Genomic DNA, 15,102 nt, shown 5'->3' on the forward strand with positions numbered 1-15,102 from the left:
GGATCAGAGCAGGGCGAAGAGGCTGGCTTCGCTGGGGTCTGCGGCAATGGCGATGGTGTTGAAGCCCGGCGGCACCGCCGTTGCCACCTGATCGCTGAGGCAGAGCAGGCGAATGTCCTGCAGGGCAGCGATTTTCTCCGGAGCGATGAGGTCGAAGAAGCGTCTGGCGGTTTCGTAGGAATAGAAAAGAGCGGTGTCCGGCAGGCGCGATTCGAGCAGCTCTTCGATGTCACCGGAGGCATATGCGGCCGGCGACATCCGGTAGACCTCGGCTGTGCGGCAGGCGATACCGGCGTCGGCAAGGGCGTTTTCGAAGCCGGGCGATCTTGGCAGGCCTGCCAGATAGGCTACCGTGCCGCTCTGTGAACGGAAGGTTCCGGCGATGGATTGCGCCAGGCCGATCCCCGTTCCCGGCCCGGTGATGACCGATTGAAACCCCAGTTGCCGCGCGGCCTGCGCCGTTGCCGCGCCCACGCAGAAGACGGGTGTGTGCCGGTGCGGCGCCAGCTGGTCGGTGATGGTGGCCAGGGCGCGGATGGCCTCGGCGCTGGTAACGGCGATGGCGTCATAGGCAAGCGCCAGAACATCCAGCGCCGCCTGCGGCTGATGGACTGGCTCCATCATCGGCAGCACGATAGCTTCATGCCCCAGCGCTTCCAGCCTTGCCGCCGTTGCCGCCGCCGAAGGCTGGGGCCGGGTGACAAGGACGCGCAAAGGGAGGGGCATGGGCTCAGGTCCAGCTCGAGAAGAAGTCCGGTCCCGCATCGATGCGGATATCGTCGCCGGCCTTGGCGCCGAGCCGTTCGGCATCGGATGCGTTACCCTCGGTGGAGACGCGGAAATGCTGGCTGCCGTCCGGTGTCAGGACCATGCCGGAAAAGCGGATCGTGTCGCCATCCGATACGGCATAGCCGGCGATCGGCGTGCGGCACGAGCCGTCGAGCGTCGCAAGAAAGGCCCGCTCGCAGGTTACGGCTTCATGTGTGCGTGCGTCGTTGACCGCTTCCAGCAGGCCATTGATCCGGTCGTCACCGATGCGGCTTTCGATGCAGATGGCGCCCTGCGCCGGTGCCGGGGGAAAGGTTTCTGGGTCGAGAAGCTCGGTCGGAACGTTATCCTTGCCGAGCCGCTTGAGGCCGGCAAAGGCGAGCAGCGTCGCATCGACCTGGCCTTCCGCCAACTTTCTTAGCCGGGTATCGACCAGGCCGCGATAGGTGATGACGTTGATATCCGGACGCAGCCGCTTGATCAGCGCCTGGCGGCGCAGCGACGACGAGCCGATGGTCGCGCCCTGCGGCAGGTCCATGAGCTTTGCGGCGGTGCGGCCGACGAAGGCATCGCGGGCGTCTTCGCGCGGCAGGTAGGCAGAGAGAAACAGGCCGTTCGGCAGCTTCGTCGGCATGTCCTTGGAGGAATGCACGGCGAAATCCAGCCCGCCGGAGAGAAGCATATCCTCCAGCTCCTGGGTGAAAAGCCCCTTGCCGCCGATCTCCGACAGCGACCGGTCGGTGATCCGGTCGCCCATGGTCGACAGCACGACGATCTCGAACATTTCGGACGGCAGGCCATGCGCTGCCATCAGCCGATCGCGCGTTTCATGGGCCTGCGCCAGCGCCAAGGGGCTGCCGCGCGTGCCGATCCGGAAAGGTTTTGTTTGCATCCACTGCGATCCGTTGTTACCGGAGTTCCCTGTACCTGGTGTTCCTGTATCCGCCTTTCCCTGTGATCGCAATATTCGAGTAAATCTGTCCATGTCCGCCCGCCTGCGCATTCTCGGTATCGAAACAAGCTGCGATGAAACCGCCGCTTCCGTGGTGCTGCGCGATGAGAACGGCCGTGGCGAGATCCTCGGTGACGTGGTTTTGAGCCAACTCGAGGAGCACAGTGTCTATGGCGGCGTCGTGCCCGAGATCGCGGCGCGCGCCCATGTCGAGGCGCTCGATATGCTGGTCGAGGAAGCGCTTTTGCGGGCCGGCGTGACGCTTTCCGACGTCGATGCGATCGCCGCCACCAGCGGGCCGGGCCTGATCGGCGGCCTGCTCGTCGGGCTGATGACCGGCAAGGCGATGGCGCGTGCGTCGGGCAAGCCGCTGTATGCGGTCAACCATCTCGAAGGCCATGCGCTGACGGCGCGGCTGACGGACGGACTGGCCTTTCCCTATCTGATGCTGCTGGTTTCCGGCGGCCATACGCAGCTGATCCTGGTGAAGGATGTCGGCGTCTACGAGCGCTGGGGCACGACCATCGACGATGCGCTGGGCGAAGCCTTCGACAAGACGGCAAAGCTGCTCGGACTGCCCTATCCGGGCGGCCCGGCGGTGGAGCGTGCGGCAAAAAGCGGCAACCCCGACCGGTTTTCCTTTCCGCGTCCGCTGGTCGGCGAAGCACGGCTCGATTTCTCCTTCTCGGGGCTGAAGACCGCCGTGCGGCAGGCGGCGCAGTCGATCGCCCCTGTCACCGAACAGGATATCGCCGATATCTGTGCCTCCTTCCAGAATGCGATTTCGCGCACGCTGAAGGACCGGATCGGCCGGGGGCTGGCGCGTTTCAAGGGAGAGTTTGCCGGTAGCGTCGAACATCCGGCGCTGGTCGTGGCCGGTGGCGTGGCGGCAAACCAGACATTGCGGGCGACGCTGCAGGAACTCTGCGACAGGAACGGCTTCCGCTTCATCGCCCCGCCTTTGCAGCTGTGCACCGACAATGCGGCGATGATCGCCTGGGCGGGCGCCGAGCGCATGGCGGCGGGATTGCCGGCCGACGATCTGGATGTCGCACCGCGCTCGCGCTGGCCGCTCGATGCCGATGCGAAGGCGCTGATCGGATTCGGAAAACGGGGAGCGAAAGCGTAAATGGCAGCAGAATCTGTGCAGAAAGATCGTATCGTCGTCGTCGGGTCCGGCGCTTTCGGCACGGCGCTGGCAGCCGTTGCGGCATCCTCCGGCAAGGCGTCCGTGACGCTGCTTGCCCGCCGCGAAAGCATTGTCGAGGATTTCAAACAGACCGGCCGCAACGACAGCGCCCTGCCGGGCATCGACCTGCCCGGAGCCCTCATTGTTTCCGACGATCCGGCGGTGCTGGAAGGTGCCGGTATCGTGCTGTTTGCCATGCCGTCGCAAGCGCAGCGCGAAGCCGGCCGCTCGCTGTACGGCTTCATCGGCAAGGGCGCGGATGTGGTCATCTGCGCCAAGGGCATGGAGCGCGCCAGCGGCCGGTTGCTGACCGATGTCGTCGAGGAAGAATTGCATCTGCAGAATGTTGCCGTGCTCTCGGGGCCGGGTTTTGCCGCCGATATCGCCAAAGGCTTGCCGACGGCGATGGTCGTTGCAGCAAGCAGCATCGAGCGTGCGGCGGTCCTCGCCGAGGCGCTGTCCGGCGCGACCTTCCGGCTCTACCCCTCCGCCGATCGCATCGGCGTGCAGCTTGGCGGCGCCCTGAAGAACGTGCTGGCGATCGCCTGCGGCATCGTCGAGGGGGCCGGTCTTGGCGATTCGGCGCGTGCGGCGCTGATTTCACGCGGATTGGCCGAGATGTCGCGTTTCGTCGCGGCGCGCGGCGGCGAGGCCGATACGGTGCGGGGGCTGTCCGGTCTCGGCGATCTCGTGCTGACGGCGACCAGCCATCAGTCGCGCAATCTGCGCTATGGCATTGCGCTCGGCCAGAGCGGCAGCGCCAGCGGGCATTCGGGCGAGCTGGTCGAGGGCGCCTTCGCAGCCTCCGTCGCCGCCGACGTCGCCCGGCAACTTGGCGTCGACATGCCGGTCACCGCGGCGGTGGCTGCTATCATCGATGGAAAGATGGATGTGAAGACGGCGCTGGAGCGGCTGATGTCGCGGCCGATCACGCAGGAATAATCAATCCAAGGTCAATCAAGGAGAACATCATGCTGTTTGCCGTTTTGTGCACGGACAAGCCGAACGCCCTGCAAGTGCGGATGGATACCCGTCCGGAGCACGTCGACTTCCTCAATGATCTCAACGCGAAGGGCGGGCTTGCCTTTGCCGGACCGTTCCTTGATGACGCCGGCAAGCCGAACGGCAGCCTTGTGGTGATCCAGGCGGAGACGATCGAAGACGCGCGCGCCATCGCGGCGGCCGATCCCTATGCCAAGGCAGGCCTCTTCGCCAATGTCGATATCAAGCCCTGGAACTGGGTCTTCAACAAGCCGGAGGCCTGAGCGTGGGGTACTGGCTTTACAAGTCCGAGCCGTTCAAATGGTCGTGGGCGATGCAGAAGGATGCGGGCGAGAAGGGCACCGAATGGACCGGCGTGCGCAACTATCTGGCGCGCAACAACATGCGGGCGATGCAGATCGGCGATAAGGGCTTCTTCTACCACTCGAACGAGGGGCTGGAGATTGTCGGCATTACCGAAGTTTGCGCGCTCTCCCATCCGGATTCGACTGCCGAAGGCGATCCCAAATGGGACTGCGTCGATATCCGGGCGGTCTGCGACCTGCCGAAACCGGTATCGCTGAAGGACATCAAGGCCAATCCGAAATTCGAAAAAATGGCACTGGTCACCTCGATGCGGCTGTCGGTCCAGCCGGTGACCGAGGATGAATATCTGGAGATTTGCCGGCTTGGCGGGTTGGACAACCCGCCGCGCTGATATCGCCTGATGTGGCATATTGGCGGTTCACCCAGATTTTCCGTCATTCCTGTGCTTGTCACAGGAATCCAGCCACGCGATGTCCATCGCGTGAAAGGAGTCCTTTAGCGGCGCAGACGCGCCGCTGCTGGATCCCCGCCACAAGGGCGAGGATGACGGAGGCGTGGGGAGTGCCGGCCGCCAAAACCACCTACCTGCCAGACAGTAACCGGACCTCACCCGTGAAAACCGAGCCCGAAACCTTCATCCGCGCCAATACCGGTGTCATGACGCCGCCGCATGTGCCGGAGATCCGGCTGCATCTGGCCAGCGAAGCGCATGACCTCTGGCTGAAGACCGAGGAAGAGCTGGAGGAAATCGGCCTGCCGCCGCCGTTCTGGGCTTTTGCCTGGGCGGGCGGGCAGGGGCTGGCGCGGCATATTCTCGATCATCCCGGGCTGGTGGCGGGAAAACGGGTCGTCGATTTCGCTTCCGGCTCCGGCCTTGTGGCGATCGCCGCGATGAAGGCGGGCGCGGCGTCGGTCGTTGCCGCCGATATCGATCCCTGGACGCAAACGGCGATCCGCCTGAACGCCGCGCTCAACGATGTGGCGGTCTCGGTCTCGCCAGCCGATATGATCGGCCATGCGCGCGGGGCGGATGTCTATCTTGCCGGCGACGTGTTCTATGACAGCGCCTTTGCCGGCCGGCTGGTGCCGTGGTTTGCCGCGCTCGTCGAGCAGGGCGCCACCGTTCTGGTCGGAGATCCCGGCCGCGCCTATTGCCCGCGCGAGCGGATGGAGATGCTGGCGACCTATCAGGTGCCGGTGACGCGGGCGCTGGAGGACAGCGAGGTCAAGAAGACCACGGTCTGGCGCTTCAACGGGCCGGCGATCAGCGGCGGATGACGCAGACGCCGGATTCCCAGGAGCAGGCGCGGCCGCTCGTCGAAGGGTTGACCGTTATGATCTTCGGGCGCGGGTTGCGGTAATCCTGATCGGTGTTGCCGGGATAATAGCCGTAAGCATCGCGCTCGGACCGGAAATAGATGCCGTTGCCGGGATCGGTCCAGGCGGACAGGCCGCCGAAATAGGTGCCGCCCCTGGTTTTCGACGGAAAGCCGTCGCCGCCATAGGCGGGTTCCCAATAGTTGCTGTCGTTGCGGCGATATTCGCGCACGACGATCTGGCGGTTCGGACGGCGGTCACGGACATAGTCGCGCTCGACATGCCGCCGCTCGGCGCTCCTGCCGGACAGGCGCACATTGCGGTTGCGGCGGTGATGGTGGTCGGCGCTGATGCCGGAGATCGCTTCCTGGCGGTTGTGTTGCGGGCGATCGTGCTGCGGCCGCTCATGATGGCGGCGGACGAAGTGGCCTTCGCCATTGCGGTCGCGTGCTTCGGCAAAATCGGCGAACGGAAGGATCAGGGCCACGGCCATGATCAACACTTTCGTCGCATTCGGCATGATGATTGGACGCATATCGTGCTGCCCTCCGGATAACTCTTAACAAATCCTTAACGGTCAATGTGGGGCAGGCACCGGCAAAAGTCACGGTTTGCGTCGAATTTTCGCGTCTTATCGTTAATGCGGCCGGATTTTCGGGCCGTTACGGCGCCATATTTTTGTCTAATCGATTAAAATGTTTTTGCAGTGCAAACACACTTGTCGTTAATCAATATGGTGATTAAACGTCGGCTGACTGAATTGTGCACAATCATGTGCAATACCGGATGAAAATAGTCCAGTTTTTGGGCGTGTATCCGGTTCTTCCGTGAGGTTCAGATGACGAATGTCACCAAAAGCCGGCCACTCTCGCCGCATCTGCAAATCTATAAGCCCATTCCCACGATGGTCATGTCCATTGTGCACCGCATCACCGGATGCGCGCTGTATTTCGGCACGATCCTGGTTGCCTGGTGGCTGATCGCTGCCGCCAGCGGTCCGGCTTACTACGACTGGGCCATGTGGGCCTTCGGCACGATCATCGGCCAGCTCATCCTGTTCGGCTATACCTGGGCGCTGGTGCATCACCTGTTCGGCGGCATCAGACATTTCGTCTGGGATCTGGGCTATGGCTACGAGAAGCATTTTGCGACCAAGCTGGCTATTGCCAATCTGGTCGGTTCGGTCGCGGTCACGCTGGTGATCTGGATCGTCGGCTACGCGGTTCGCTGAGAGGACAAGAATTCCATGGATATGCGCACTCCCCTCGGCAAGGTCCGCGGCCTCGGTTCGGCCAAGGAAGGCACCGATCATTTCTGGCGCCAGCGGCTGACGGCCGTTGCCAACGTGCCGCTGATCATCTTCTTCGTGCTGTTCCTGATCAAATATGCAGGAGCCCCCTATGCCGAGGTCGTCGCTGCCCTGTCGAACCCCTTCATGGCCGTGGTCATGGGGCTGGTGCTCATCTCCGGCCTCATTCACATGAAGCTCGGCATGCAGGTCGTCATCGAGGATTATGTCCACAACGAAGGCGCCAAGATCGTCCTCGTCATGCTCAATACGTTTTTTGCGATCGCAGTTGGCGGGCTCTGTCTTTTCGCCATCCTGAAGATCGCGTTTGCAGGGTAATTCAAAATGGCACCCAATTCGTCGCTGAACATCAACGGCCGCGCCTATGAGTTCGTGGATCATTCCTATGACGTGATCGTCGTGGGCGCGGGTGGCGCCGGACTGCGCGCCACGCTCGGCATGGCCGAACAGGGCTTCAAGACGGCCTGCATCACCAAGGTTTTCCCGACGCGCTCGCACACGGTCGCAGCCCAGGGCGGCATCGCCGCGTCGCTGACCAACATGACGCCGGACAGCTGGCAGTGGCATCTCTACGATACGGTCAAGGGTTCCGACTGGCTCGGCGATGTCGATGCCATGCAGTATTTGACCATGGAAGCGCCGAAGGCCGTTTACGAGCTTGAACATTACGGCGTTCCGTTTTCGCGCAATGCCGAAGGCAAGATCTACCAGCGGCCGTTCGGCGGCCACATGCAGAATTACGGCGAAGGTCCGCCGGTGCAGCGCACCTGCGCCGTCGCCGACCGGACCGGTCACGCCATCCTGCACACGCTCTATGGTCAGTCGCTGAAGAACAACGCCGAATTCTTCATCGAATATTTCGCGCTCGACCTGATCATGTCGGATGACGGCAGCCGCTGCACCGGCGTCGTTGCCTGGAACCTCGACGACGGCACGATCCACCGCTTCTCCGCCAAGATGGTGGTTCTGGCGACCGGCGGCTACGGCCGCTCCTATTTCTCGGCGACCTCCGCCCATACCTGCACCGGCGACGGTGGCGGCATGGTGGCGCGCGCCGGCCTGCCCTTGCAGGACATGGAATTCGTCCAGTTCCACCCGACCGGCATCTACGGCTCGGGCTGCCTGATCACCGAAGGCGCGCGCGGCGAAGGCGGCTATCTCGTCAATTCCGAAGGCGAGCGCTTCATGGAGCGCTATGCGCCATCGGCCAAGGACCTTGCCTCGCGCGACGTGGTGTCCCGCTGCATGACGCTGGAAATCCGCGAAGGACGCGGCGTCGGCAAGAACAAGGACCATATCTACCTGCATCTCGACCATCTCGATCCGGCCGTTCTGCACGAGCGCCTGCCGGGCATTTCCGAGAGCGCCAAGATCTTTGCCGGTGTCGATGTGACGCGCGAGCCGATCCCGGTTCTGCCGACCGTTCACTACAATATGGGCGGCATTCCGACCAATTACTGGGGCGAAGTGCTGAACGCCGACGGGGAAAATCCGGAACGCGTCCTGCCGGGCCTGATGGCCGTCGGCGAAGCCGGTTGCGCCTCGGTGCACGGGGCAAACCGTCTCGGCTCCAACTCGCTGATCGACCTGGTGGTCTTCGGCCGCGCCGCTGCAATCCGCGCCGGCGAGGTCATCGACCGGGCGGCGCCCATTCCGGCGATCAACGAAAAAGCCTGTGAAAAGATCATGACGCGCTTCGACCGGCTGCGTTTTGCCGATGGTTCGACGCCGACTGCCGTGCTGCGTGAAAAGATGCAGCGCACCATGCAGGACGACGCCGCTGTGTTCCGCACCCAGGAATCGCTGGAAAGCGGCTGCAAGCGGATGAGCGCCATCTGGCAGGAATTGAGCGACGTCAAGGTCACCGACCGCTCGATGATCTGGAATTCCGATCTGGTGGAAACGCTGGAACTGGAAAACCTGATGGCCAATGCCATCGTCACCGTCTATGGCGCCGAAGCCCGCAAGGAAAGCCGTGGCAGCCACGCGCGTGAGGATTACACCAGCGGACCTTTCGGCGGCCGCGACGACGTCAACTGGCGCAAGCATACGCTGTCCTGGGTGAACGAGGCCGGCGAAGTCCGCCTCGACTACCGCCCGGTTCACACCGAACTTCTGGCCGAGGGCATCGATCCGAAAAAGATCGAGCCCAAGGCGCGTGTGTATTGAGGCAGCTTGTGGCAGGATGTTTCGCAACAGTTAGCTGAAACAGGATGCGTGTTATGGGCGAAATGAACGTGAAGATCGATGAGAGCCTGTTCACGCGGCTTGAAGATCGTGCGCGTGCCCATAACCGCTCTCTTGATGAAGAGGTGAAGGTGCTTCTTGAGCGGGCTCTCGAAAGGCCGGAAAGAGAAAGTCTTTATGATGCGGCGCGCCGGATCGCGGCGATGACCCCGAAGGGCATCAAGCAGACCGACAGCGTGGAGATGTTGCGGGAGGATCGCGATCGGTGATCTACGTCATCGATGCCTCCGTTGCCATGAAATGGTTCGTCGATGAGGGGGACCAGGCGATGGCGATGGAGATTACCAGATATGAGGGCCGTCTAGTTGCCCCTGACGTGATCTTTGCCGAAGTCGCAAATGTTTTGCGGCGGAAGATCCGTCTAGGGCAGACAACGGAAAGCCAGGCGAAGGAATCTTTGCAGATCCTGCTCCGGACCTTTCCGGATGCAACGCCATCTGCCGATCTGCTGGAGGATGCCTTCGCGCTTTCCTCGCAGCTGGATCATTCGGTTTATGACGTGCTGTATCTGGTCTGCGCGTTGCGCAAAGGCGACGCGAGCCTGATCACGGCGGACAAGAAGTTTGCGGCAAAAGGTGCCAATGCCGGTTTCGGCGACACGATTTTGAGTTTGGAAGCAGCCTACGCTCGCTTCGAGACGGGACAGGAAGACAGGAATGGTTGAACTCGCTCTCCCCAAGAATTCGCAGATGACCGAAGGCAAGGTCTGGCCGAAGCCGGCCGGGGCCACCAATACCCGCGAATTCCGCATCTATCGCTGGAGCCCGGACGACGGCAAGAACCCGTCGATCGACACGTTCTATATCGATGTCGACGATTGCGGCCCGATGGTGCTGGACGCGCTGCTCTACATCAAGAACAAGATCGACCCGACGCTGACGCTGCGCCGCTCCTGCCGCGAAGGCATCTGCGGTTCCTGCGCCATGAACATCGACGGCACCAACACGCTGGCCTGCACCAAGGGCATGGACGAGGTGAAGGGCACGGTAAAGGTTTATCCGCTGCCGCATATGCCCGTCGTCAAGGACCTGGTGCCGGACCTCACCAATTTCTACGCCCAACACCGCTCGATCGAGCCCTGGCTGAAGACGGTTTCGCCGACGCCGGCCAAGGAATGGAAGCAGAGCCACGAGGACCGCGCCAAGCTCGATGGCCTCTACGAGTGCATTCTCTGCGCCTGCTGTTCTGCCTCCTGCCCCAGCTACTGGTGGAACGGCGACCGCTATCTCGGACCGGCCGTGCTGCTGCAGGCTTATCGCTGGCTGATCGATAGTCGCGACGAGGCCAAGGGCGAGCGCCTGGACAATCTCGAAGACCCCTTCCGCCTCTATCGCTGCCACACGATCATGAACTGCGCTCAGACCTGTCCCAAGGGCTTGAACCCGGCCAAGGCGATCGGTGAGATCAAGAAGATGATGGTCGAGCGGCGGGTTTAGTTTTGGTTCTTGCGCGACGCAGGTGATAGCGGGCTGGGCTTCCCCCCCTCTGTCACTCCGTGACATCTCCCCCTCGAGGGGGGAGATCACTCTTTTCCCTTATCTCTTTGGTGCCTTGGTCGTCTTCGTTTCTTAGGGAAGCAGAAGTCTGCGGCTGATCTCCCCCCTTGAGGGGGAGATGTCGGCGTCGCCGACAGAGGGGGGTAACTTCCGCATACGCTGAACGTTCGTCGGATACTTTTAGGTATCCTCCCCACCCCGGCAACCTGCCGATGCAGCAGGAGCAACCGTTCCAATCGTGCCACAGGTCCAAAGAATTAGCCCGTGTCTTGATTTTAAAGTTAGTTTTAAGCTAATTCCGCCTATATTCCCATGAACAAGGCTATGGCAGACATGATCGGGAGCAGAAACATGCGGACTATACATGCGGTTGCGGGACTGGCCGTGGTGCTGGCGCTGGCTGGATGTCAAAGGACGTCCATGTCCGATTTCGGTGGAAACCCCGTGTCGCCGGCACCCTTGCAGGCGCAGCCGGTGCCGAGCGTATCGTCCGGCCAGCTTTCCGCGCCGACAGGCGATACCTCGCAGTTCCCGGCAGCGCCTGTCAGCGGCACGGCCGCGGTCGGCGGTGTGCAGGCAGCCCCGGCGGGCACCGAGGTTGCGGCTGCGGCCAACGCGCTCGACGTCACCAAGGAATCGATGGTCGGCAACTGGCGCGTGTCGAATGCCGGCAGCTCCTGCGACATGTTCCTGACGCTCACCAATCTTGGCAGCGGTTCGCGCGGCGGCACGCGCGGTTGCGCCGGCGAACTGACGGCCATGGGCTCCTGGGAAGTGGCCGGCAAGCAGGTCGTGCTCAAGGACCGCAACGGCAATCCGCTCGCCCGCCTGTTCAAGACCGCCGATGCGCGCTTCGACGGTTCGACCAATGGCGGCCAGTCGATCAGCCTGAGCCGCTAATCATCAGCCCGGCATCCGCCGGGCTTTTTTCTTGCCGTCGTTTCCGACACCAGACCGGTCCAGCGCGTGCCCAATCCGCAAGACAGCATTTCCCGAAAACTCGAGGCCATGATCGCCACCGGCGCGCTCCGGGGCGATCCGGCGCAGCTTGGCATTGCCAAACGGCTCGATCTTTTGTCGAGCGAACTGGCCTCCAGCCGCGCCCAGCGCAAGTCGAATGCGCTCGGCTGGCTGTTTGCCTCGCGCAAGAACGAGCATCCGCCGCTCAAGGGGCTTTACCTCTATGGCGGCGTCGGCCGCGGCAAGACCATGCTGATGGACCTGTTTTTCGAAACGGTGCCGATCCAGCGCAAGCGGCGGGCGCATTTCCATGAATTCATGGCCGATGTGCACGATCGCATCTTCAAGCACCGGCAGAAGCTGAAGAACGGCGAGACGCGCCAGGCCGATCCGATCCCGCCGGTCGCCTCCGAGATCTTTGCCGAGGCCCGGCTGCTCTGCTTCGACGAATTCTCCGTCACCGACATTGCCGATGCGATGATCCTGTCGCGGTTGTTCAACGAGCTGTTCGCCAAGGGCTGCGTGCTGGTCGCCACCTCCAATGTCGAGCCGGTCAATCTCTATCGCGAGGGTCTCAATCGCGAACTCTTCCTGCCGTTCGTCGGTCTTTTGAAGGCGCATGCCGATATCGTGCCGCTGGATGCGGGAACGGATTACCGGCTTGCCAAGATGGAGGGCCTGCCGGTCTGGCTGGCGCCGCTCGGGCCGGAGGCGGATGCGGCGCTGGACGCGGCATGGGCGCTGGCGACATCGGGTCTGGAGGCCACGCATGCCGAGGTCGCCTTCAAGGGCCGCAAGATCGCGGTGCCGCTGGCGGCGGGCGATTGCGCCCGGTTTTCCTTTGCCGATCTTTGCCAGCGGCCGCTGGGGGCTGCCGATTATCTCGCCATCCTCTCGCATTACCGCACGATCTTCGTCGAAAACATCCCGCATCTGGGGCCCGAGCGCCGCAACGAGACCAAGCGTTTCATCATGCTGGTCGACACGATCTACGATCATGGCGCCCGGCTGTTCGCCTCGGCGGCAGCAGCGCCGATCGACCTTCTGACGGCGAAAAAAGGCACCGAAGGTTTTGAGTTCGATCGCACGGTTTCGCGCCTGATCGAGATGCAGAGCGCCGAATATGCCGCGAACCATCACGGGGAATCTGCGGTTTCGTGACAAATTGACGACGAAACTTCTTACGCTTACGTAAGAAATTTATGATCTAACCGATTGAAATCGTTCCACCCAAAACTATCTGTTGATATTTTAGATTTGGGCGTTTAATCCGTTGCGCCGAAAGGTTTGCCACAGCTCGCGCTTCAGGCGCCACGTCAGGCCTTGTCAGATTTGGATCGCAAAGGAAGCACTTTCATGGCGCGCAACAAGATCGCACTTATTGGTTCTGGAATGATTGGTGGCACGCTGGCGCATCTCGCCGGCCTGAAGGAGCTGGGCGACATCGTCCTGTTCGACATCGCCGACGGCATCCCGCAGGGCAAGGGCCTCGATATCGCCCAGTCCTCCCCCGTCGAAGGCTTCAACGCCAATCTGACCGGTGCCAGCGACTACTCGGCCATCGAAGGCGCCGATGTCTGCATCGTTACCGCCGGCGTTGCCCGCAAGCCCGGCATGAGCCGCGACGACCTGCTCGGCATCAACCTCAAGGTGATGGAACAGGTCGGCGCCGGCATCAAGAAATATGCCCCGAACGCCTTCGTCATCTGCATCACCAACCCGCTCGACGCGATGGTCTGGGCGCTGCAGAAGTTTTCCGGCCTGCCGAAGAACATGGTCGTCGGCATGGCCGGCGTGCTCGATTCGTCGCGCTTCCGCCTGTTCCTGTCCCAGGAATTCAACGTCTCCGTCCAGGACGTCACGGCCTTCGTTCTCGGCGGCCATGGCGACACGATGGTGCCGCTTGCGCGCTACTCCACCGTCGGCGGCATTCCGCTGACCGATCTGGTCAAGATGGGCTGGGTCACCAAGGAACGCCTCGAAGAAATCATCCAGCGCACCCGTGACGGCGGCGCCGAAATCGTCGGTCTCCTGAAGACCGGTTCGGCCTATTACGCACCGGCTGCCTCGGCGATCGAAATGGCCGAGAGCTTCCTCAAGGACAAGAAGCGCGTGCTGCCGGCGGCCGCCTATCTCAACGGCCAGTATGGCGTGAAAGACATGTATGTCGGCGTTCCGACGATCATCGGTGCCGGCGGCATCGAGCGCATCATCGAAGTCGAATTCAACAAGGCCGAGCAGGAAGCCTTCGAAAAGTCGGTCGCTTCGGTGGCCAGCCTTTGCGAAGCCTGCATCGCCATTGCGCCGAGCCTCAAGTAATTCGCCCGCCGGCTTAAACAGGAAATCTCCCCATGAACATTCATGAATATCAGGCCAAGGCTCTGTTGAAGACCTTTGGTGCACCGGTCGCCGAAGGTGTCGCCATCTTCTCGGCTGACGAAGCCGAAGCGGCTGCGAAGTCGCTTCCGGGCCCGCTCTACGTCGTCAAGAGCCAGATCCACGCCGGCGGCCGCGGCAAGGGCAAGTTCAAGGAACTGGGCCCCGATGCCAAGGGCGGCGTTCGCCTGGCTTTCTCGATCGAGGAGGCCAAGTCCCATGCCAAGGAAATGATGGGCAACACGCTGGTGACCGCGCAGACCGGTGAAGCCGGCAAGCAGGTCAACCGTCTCTACATCGAAGACGGCGCCGACATCGCCCGCGAGCTTTACCTCTCGCTGCTGGTCGATCGCTCCGTTGGTCGCGTTGCCTTCGTGGTTTCCACCGAAGGCGGCATGGACATCGAGGCTGTCGCCCATGACACGCCGGAGAAGATCCACACCATCGCCATCGATCCGGAAACCGGCGTGACGGCTGCCGACGTTGCCGCGATCTCCAAGGCTCTCGAGCTTTCGGGCGCTGCTGCCGAGGACGCCAAGTCGCTCTTCCCGCTGCTCTACAAGGCCTTCAACGAGAAGGACATGGCGCTGCTCGAGGTCAACCCGCTGATCGTCATGAAGAACGATCACCTGCGCGTTCTCGACGCCAAGATGTCGTTCGACGGCAACGCGATCTTCCGCCACGACGACGTCAAGGCGCTGCGCGACGAGACCGAAGAAGACGCCAAGGAAATCGAGGCCTCCAAGTGGGATCTCGCCTATGTGGCACTCGACGGCAACATCGGCTGCATGGTCAACGGCGCCGGTCTTGCCATGGCGACGATGGACATCATCAAGCTTTACGGCAAGGAGCCGGCAAACTTCTGCGACGTCGGCGGCGGCGCCGGCAAGGAGAAGGTCGCTGCAGCCTTCAAGATCATCACCGCCGACCCCAAGGTCGAAGGCATCCTCGTCAACATCTTCGGCGGCATCATGAAATGTGACGTCATCGCTGAAGGCGTCGTCGCTGCCGTGCAGGAAGTCGGCCTCAAGGTTCCGCTCGTCGTGCGCCTCGAAGGCACCAATGTCGAGCTCGGCAAGAAGATCCTGAACGAGTCGGGTCTTGCGATCACGGCGGCAGACGACTTGGACGATGCGGCCAAGAAGATCGTCGCGGCGATTAAGGGCTAATTTGAAGGACC

At 62.3% G+C, this 15,102-nt stretch carries 18 protein-coding genes; 15 read left to right on the plus strand and 3 right to left on the minus strand.

The features are described 5' to 3' along the window. Positions 1–3 precede the first annotated feature (3 nt). Complete coding sequence (locus ADU59_RS16855) at positions 4–726, minus strand: uroporphyrinogen-III synthase (RefSeq protein ID WP_158515731.1); 723 nt, start codon at positions 724–726, stop codon at positions 4–6. A gap of 4 nt (positions 727–730) precedes the next feature. Next, positions 731–1,660 carry a hydroxymethylbilane synthase gene (hemC, locus tag ADU59_RS16860; RefSeq protein WP_068955302.1) on the minus strand — a complete coding sequence of 310 codons (930 nt, stop codon included), beginning with the start codon at positions 1,658–1,660 and terminating at the stop codon, positions 731–733. A gap of 91 nt (positions 1,661–1,751) precedes the next feature. On the opposite strand from hemC, the gene tsaD reads away from it, so the two are divergent. The 5 genes from tsaD to ADU59_RS16885 all read left to right on the plus strand — a co-directional run bounded on the left by tsaD (position 1,752) and on the right by ADU59_RS16885 (position 5,495). After that, positions 1,752–2,849 (plus strand): tRNA (adenosine(37)-N6)-threonylcarbamoyltransferase complex transferase subunit TsaD, encoded by a 1,098-nt coding sequence (gene tsaD, locus ADU59_RS16865; protein WP_068955303.1) that lies wholly within the window; start codon positions 1,752–1,754, stop codon positions 2,847–2,849. Further along, positions 2,850–3,851, plus strand: a complete 1,002-nt coding sequence (locus ADU59_RS16870) for an NAD(P)H-dependent glycerol-3-phosphate dehydrogenase (RefSeq protein WP_068955304.1) — start codon at positions 2,850–2,852, stop codon at positions 3,849–3,851. It begins immediately after the preceding gene. A gap of 29 nt (positions 3,852–3,880) precedes the next feature. Further along, positions 3,881–4,174, plus strand: a complete 294-nt coding sequence (locus ADU59_RS16875; RefSeq protein WP_068955305.1) for a YciI-like protein — start codon at positions 3,881–3,883, stop codon at positions 4,172–4,174. Positions 4,175–4,176: 2 nt separating this feature from the next. Next, positions 4,177–4,608, plus strand: coding sequence for an EVE domain-containing protein (locus ADU59_RS16880; RefSeq protein WP_068955306.1), 432 nt, complete (start codon positions 4,177–4,179; stop codon positions 4,606–4,608). Between the two features lie 221 nt (positions 4,609–4,829). After that, positions 4,830–5,495 carry a class I SAM-dependent methyltransferase gene (locus tag ADU59_RS16885; RefSeq protein WP_068955429.1) on the plus strand — a complete coding sequence of 222 codons (666 nt, stop codon included), beginning with the start codon at positions 4,830–4,832 and terminating at the stop codon, positions 5,493–5,495. Here the strand turns inward: ADU59_RS16885 and ADU59_RS16890 are convergent. Further along, positions 5,482–6,069, minus strand: a complete 588-nt coding sequence (locus ADU59_RS16890) for a hypothetical protein (RefSeq protein ID WP_068955307.1) — start codon at positions 6,067–6,069, stop codon at positions 5,482–5,484. The genes ADU59_RS16885 and ADU59_RS16890 overlap by 14 nt on opposite strands. A 303-nt stretch (positions 6,070–6,372) precedes the next feature. On the opposite strand from ADU59_RS16890, the gene sdhC reads away from it, so the two are divergent. The 10 genes from sdhC to sucC all read left to right on the plus strand — a co-directional run bounded on the left by sdhC (position 6,373) and on the right by sucC (position 15,091). Beyond that, positions 6,373–6,765 (plus strand): succinate dehydrogenase, cytochrome b556 subunit, encoded by a 393-nt coding sequence (sdhC, locus tag ADU59_RS16895; protein WP_068955308.1) that lies wholly within the window; start codon positions 6,373–6,375, stop codon positions 6,763–6,765. A gap of 15 nt (positions 6,766–6,780) precedes the next feature. Next, on the plus strand, positions 6,781–7,161 hold the full coding sequence (gene sdhD, locus ADU59_RS16900; RefSeq protein WP_068955309.1) for a succinate dehydrogenase, hydrophobic membrane anchor protein: 381 nt from the start codon (positions 6,781–6,783) through the stop codon (positions 7,159–7,161). Positions 7,162–7,167: 6 nt separating this feature from the next. Further along, a complete protein-coding gene (sdhA, locus tag ADU59_RS16905; RefSeq protein ID WP_068955310.1) occupies positions 7,168–9,012 on the plus strand; it encodes a succinate dehydrogenase flavoprotein subunit in 1,845 nt (614 codons plus the stop codon). Positions 9,013–9,065: 53 nt separating this feature from the next. Next, the gene (locus ADU59_RS16910; RefSeq protein WP_068955311.1) at positions 9,066–9,299 is read left to right on the plus strand and encodes a FitA-like ribbon-helix-helix domain-containing protein; all 234 of its coding nucleotides are present in this window, start codon (positions 9,066–9,068) and stop codon (positions 9,297–9,299) included. After that, entirely contained in the window at positions 9,296–9,754 is a 459-nt protein-coding gene (locus ADU59_RS16915; RefSeq protein WP_068955312.1) for a type II toxin-antitoxin system VapC family toxin, read from the plus strand. Before ADU59_RS16910 ends, ADU59_RS16915 begins: the two co-directional genes overlap by 4 nt. Next, positions 9,747–10,526: a succinate dehydrogenase iron-sulfur subunit gene (locus ADU59_RS16920; RefSeq protein ID WP_068955313.1), complete on the plus strand. Its 780-nt coding sequence runs from the start codon at positions 9,747–9,749 to the stop codon at positions 10,524–10,526. The genes ADU59_RS16915 and ADU59_RS16920 overlap by 8 nt, the downstream gene beginning before the upstream one ends. A gap of 411 nt (positions 10,527–10,937) precedes the next feature. After that, positions 10,938–11,486, plus strand: a complete 549-nt coding sequence (locus ADU59_RS16925; protein ID WP_068955430.1) for a protease inhibitor Inh/omp19 family protein — start codon at positions 10,938–10,940, stop codon at positions 11,484–11,486. 66 nt (positions 11,487–11,552) lie between these two features. Further along, entirely contained in the window at positions 11,553–12,707 is a 1,155-nt protein-coding gene (gene zapE / locus ADU59_RS16930; protein ID WP_068955314.1) for a cell division protein ZapE, read from the plus strand. Between the two features lie 195 nt (positions 12,708–12,902). Beyond that, positions 12,903–13,865, plus strand: a complete 963-nt coding sequence (mdh, locus tag ADU59_RS16935) for a malate dehydrogenase (RefSeq protein ID WP_068955315.1) — start codon at positions 12,903–12,905, stop codon at positions 13,863–13,865. Positions 13,866–13,897: 32 nt separating this feature from the next. Continuing rightward, complete coding sequence (gene sucC / locus ADU59_RS16940) at positions 13,898–15,091, plus strand: ADP-forming succinate--CoA ligase subunit beta (protein WP_068955316.1); 1,194 nt, start codon at positions 13,898–13,900, stop codon at positions 15,089–15,091. The last annotated feature ends 11 nt before the right edge of the window (positions 15,092–15,102 follow it).

This window comes from Pararhizobium polonicum (genome assembly GCF_001687365.1).
Lineage (GTDB): Bacteria > Pseudomonadota > Alphaproteobacteria > Rhizobiales > Rhizobiaceae > Pararhizobium > Pararhizobium polonicum.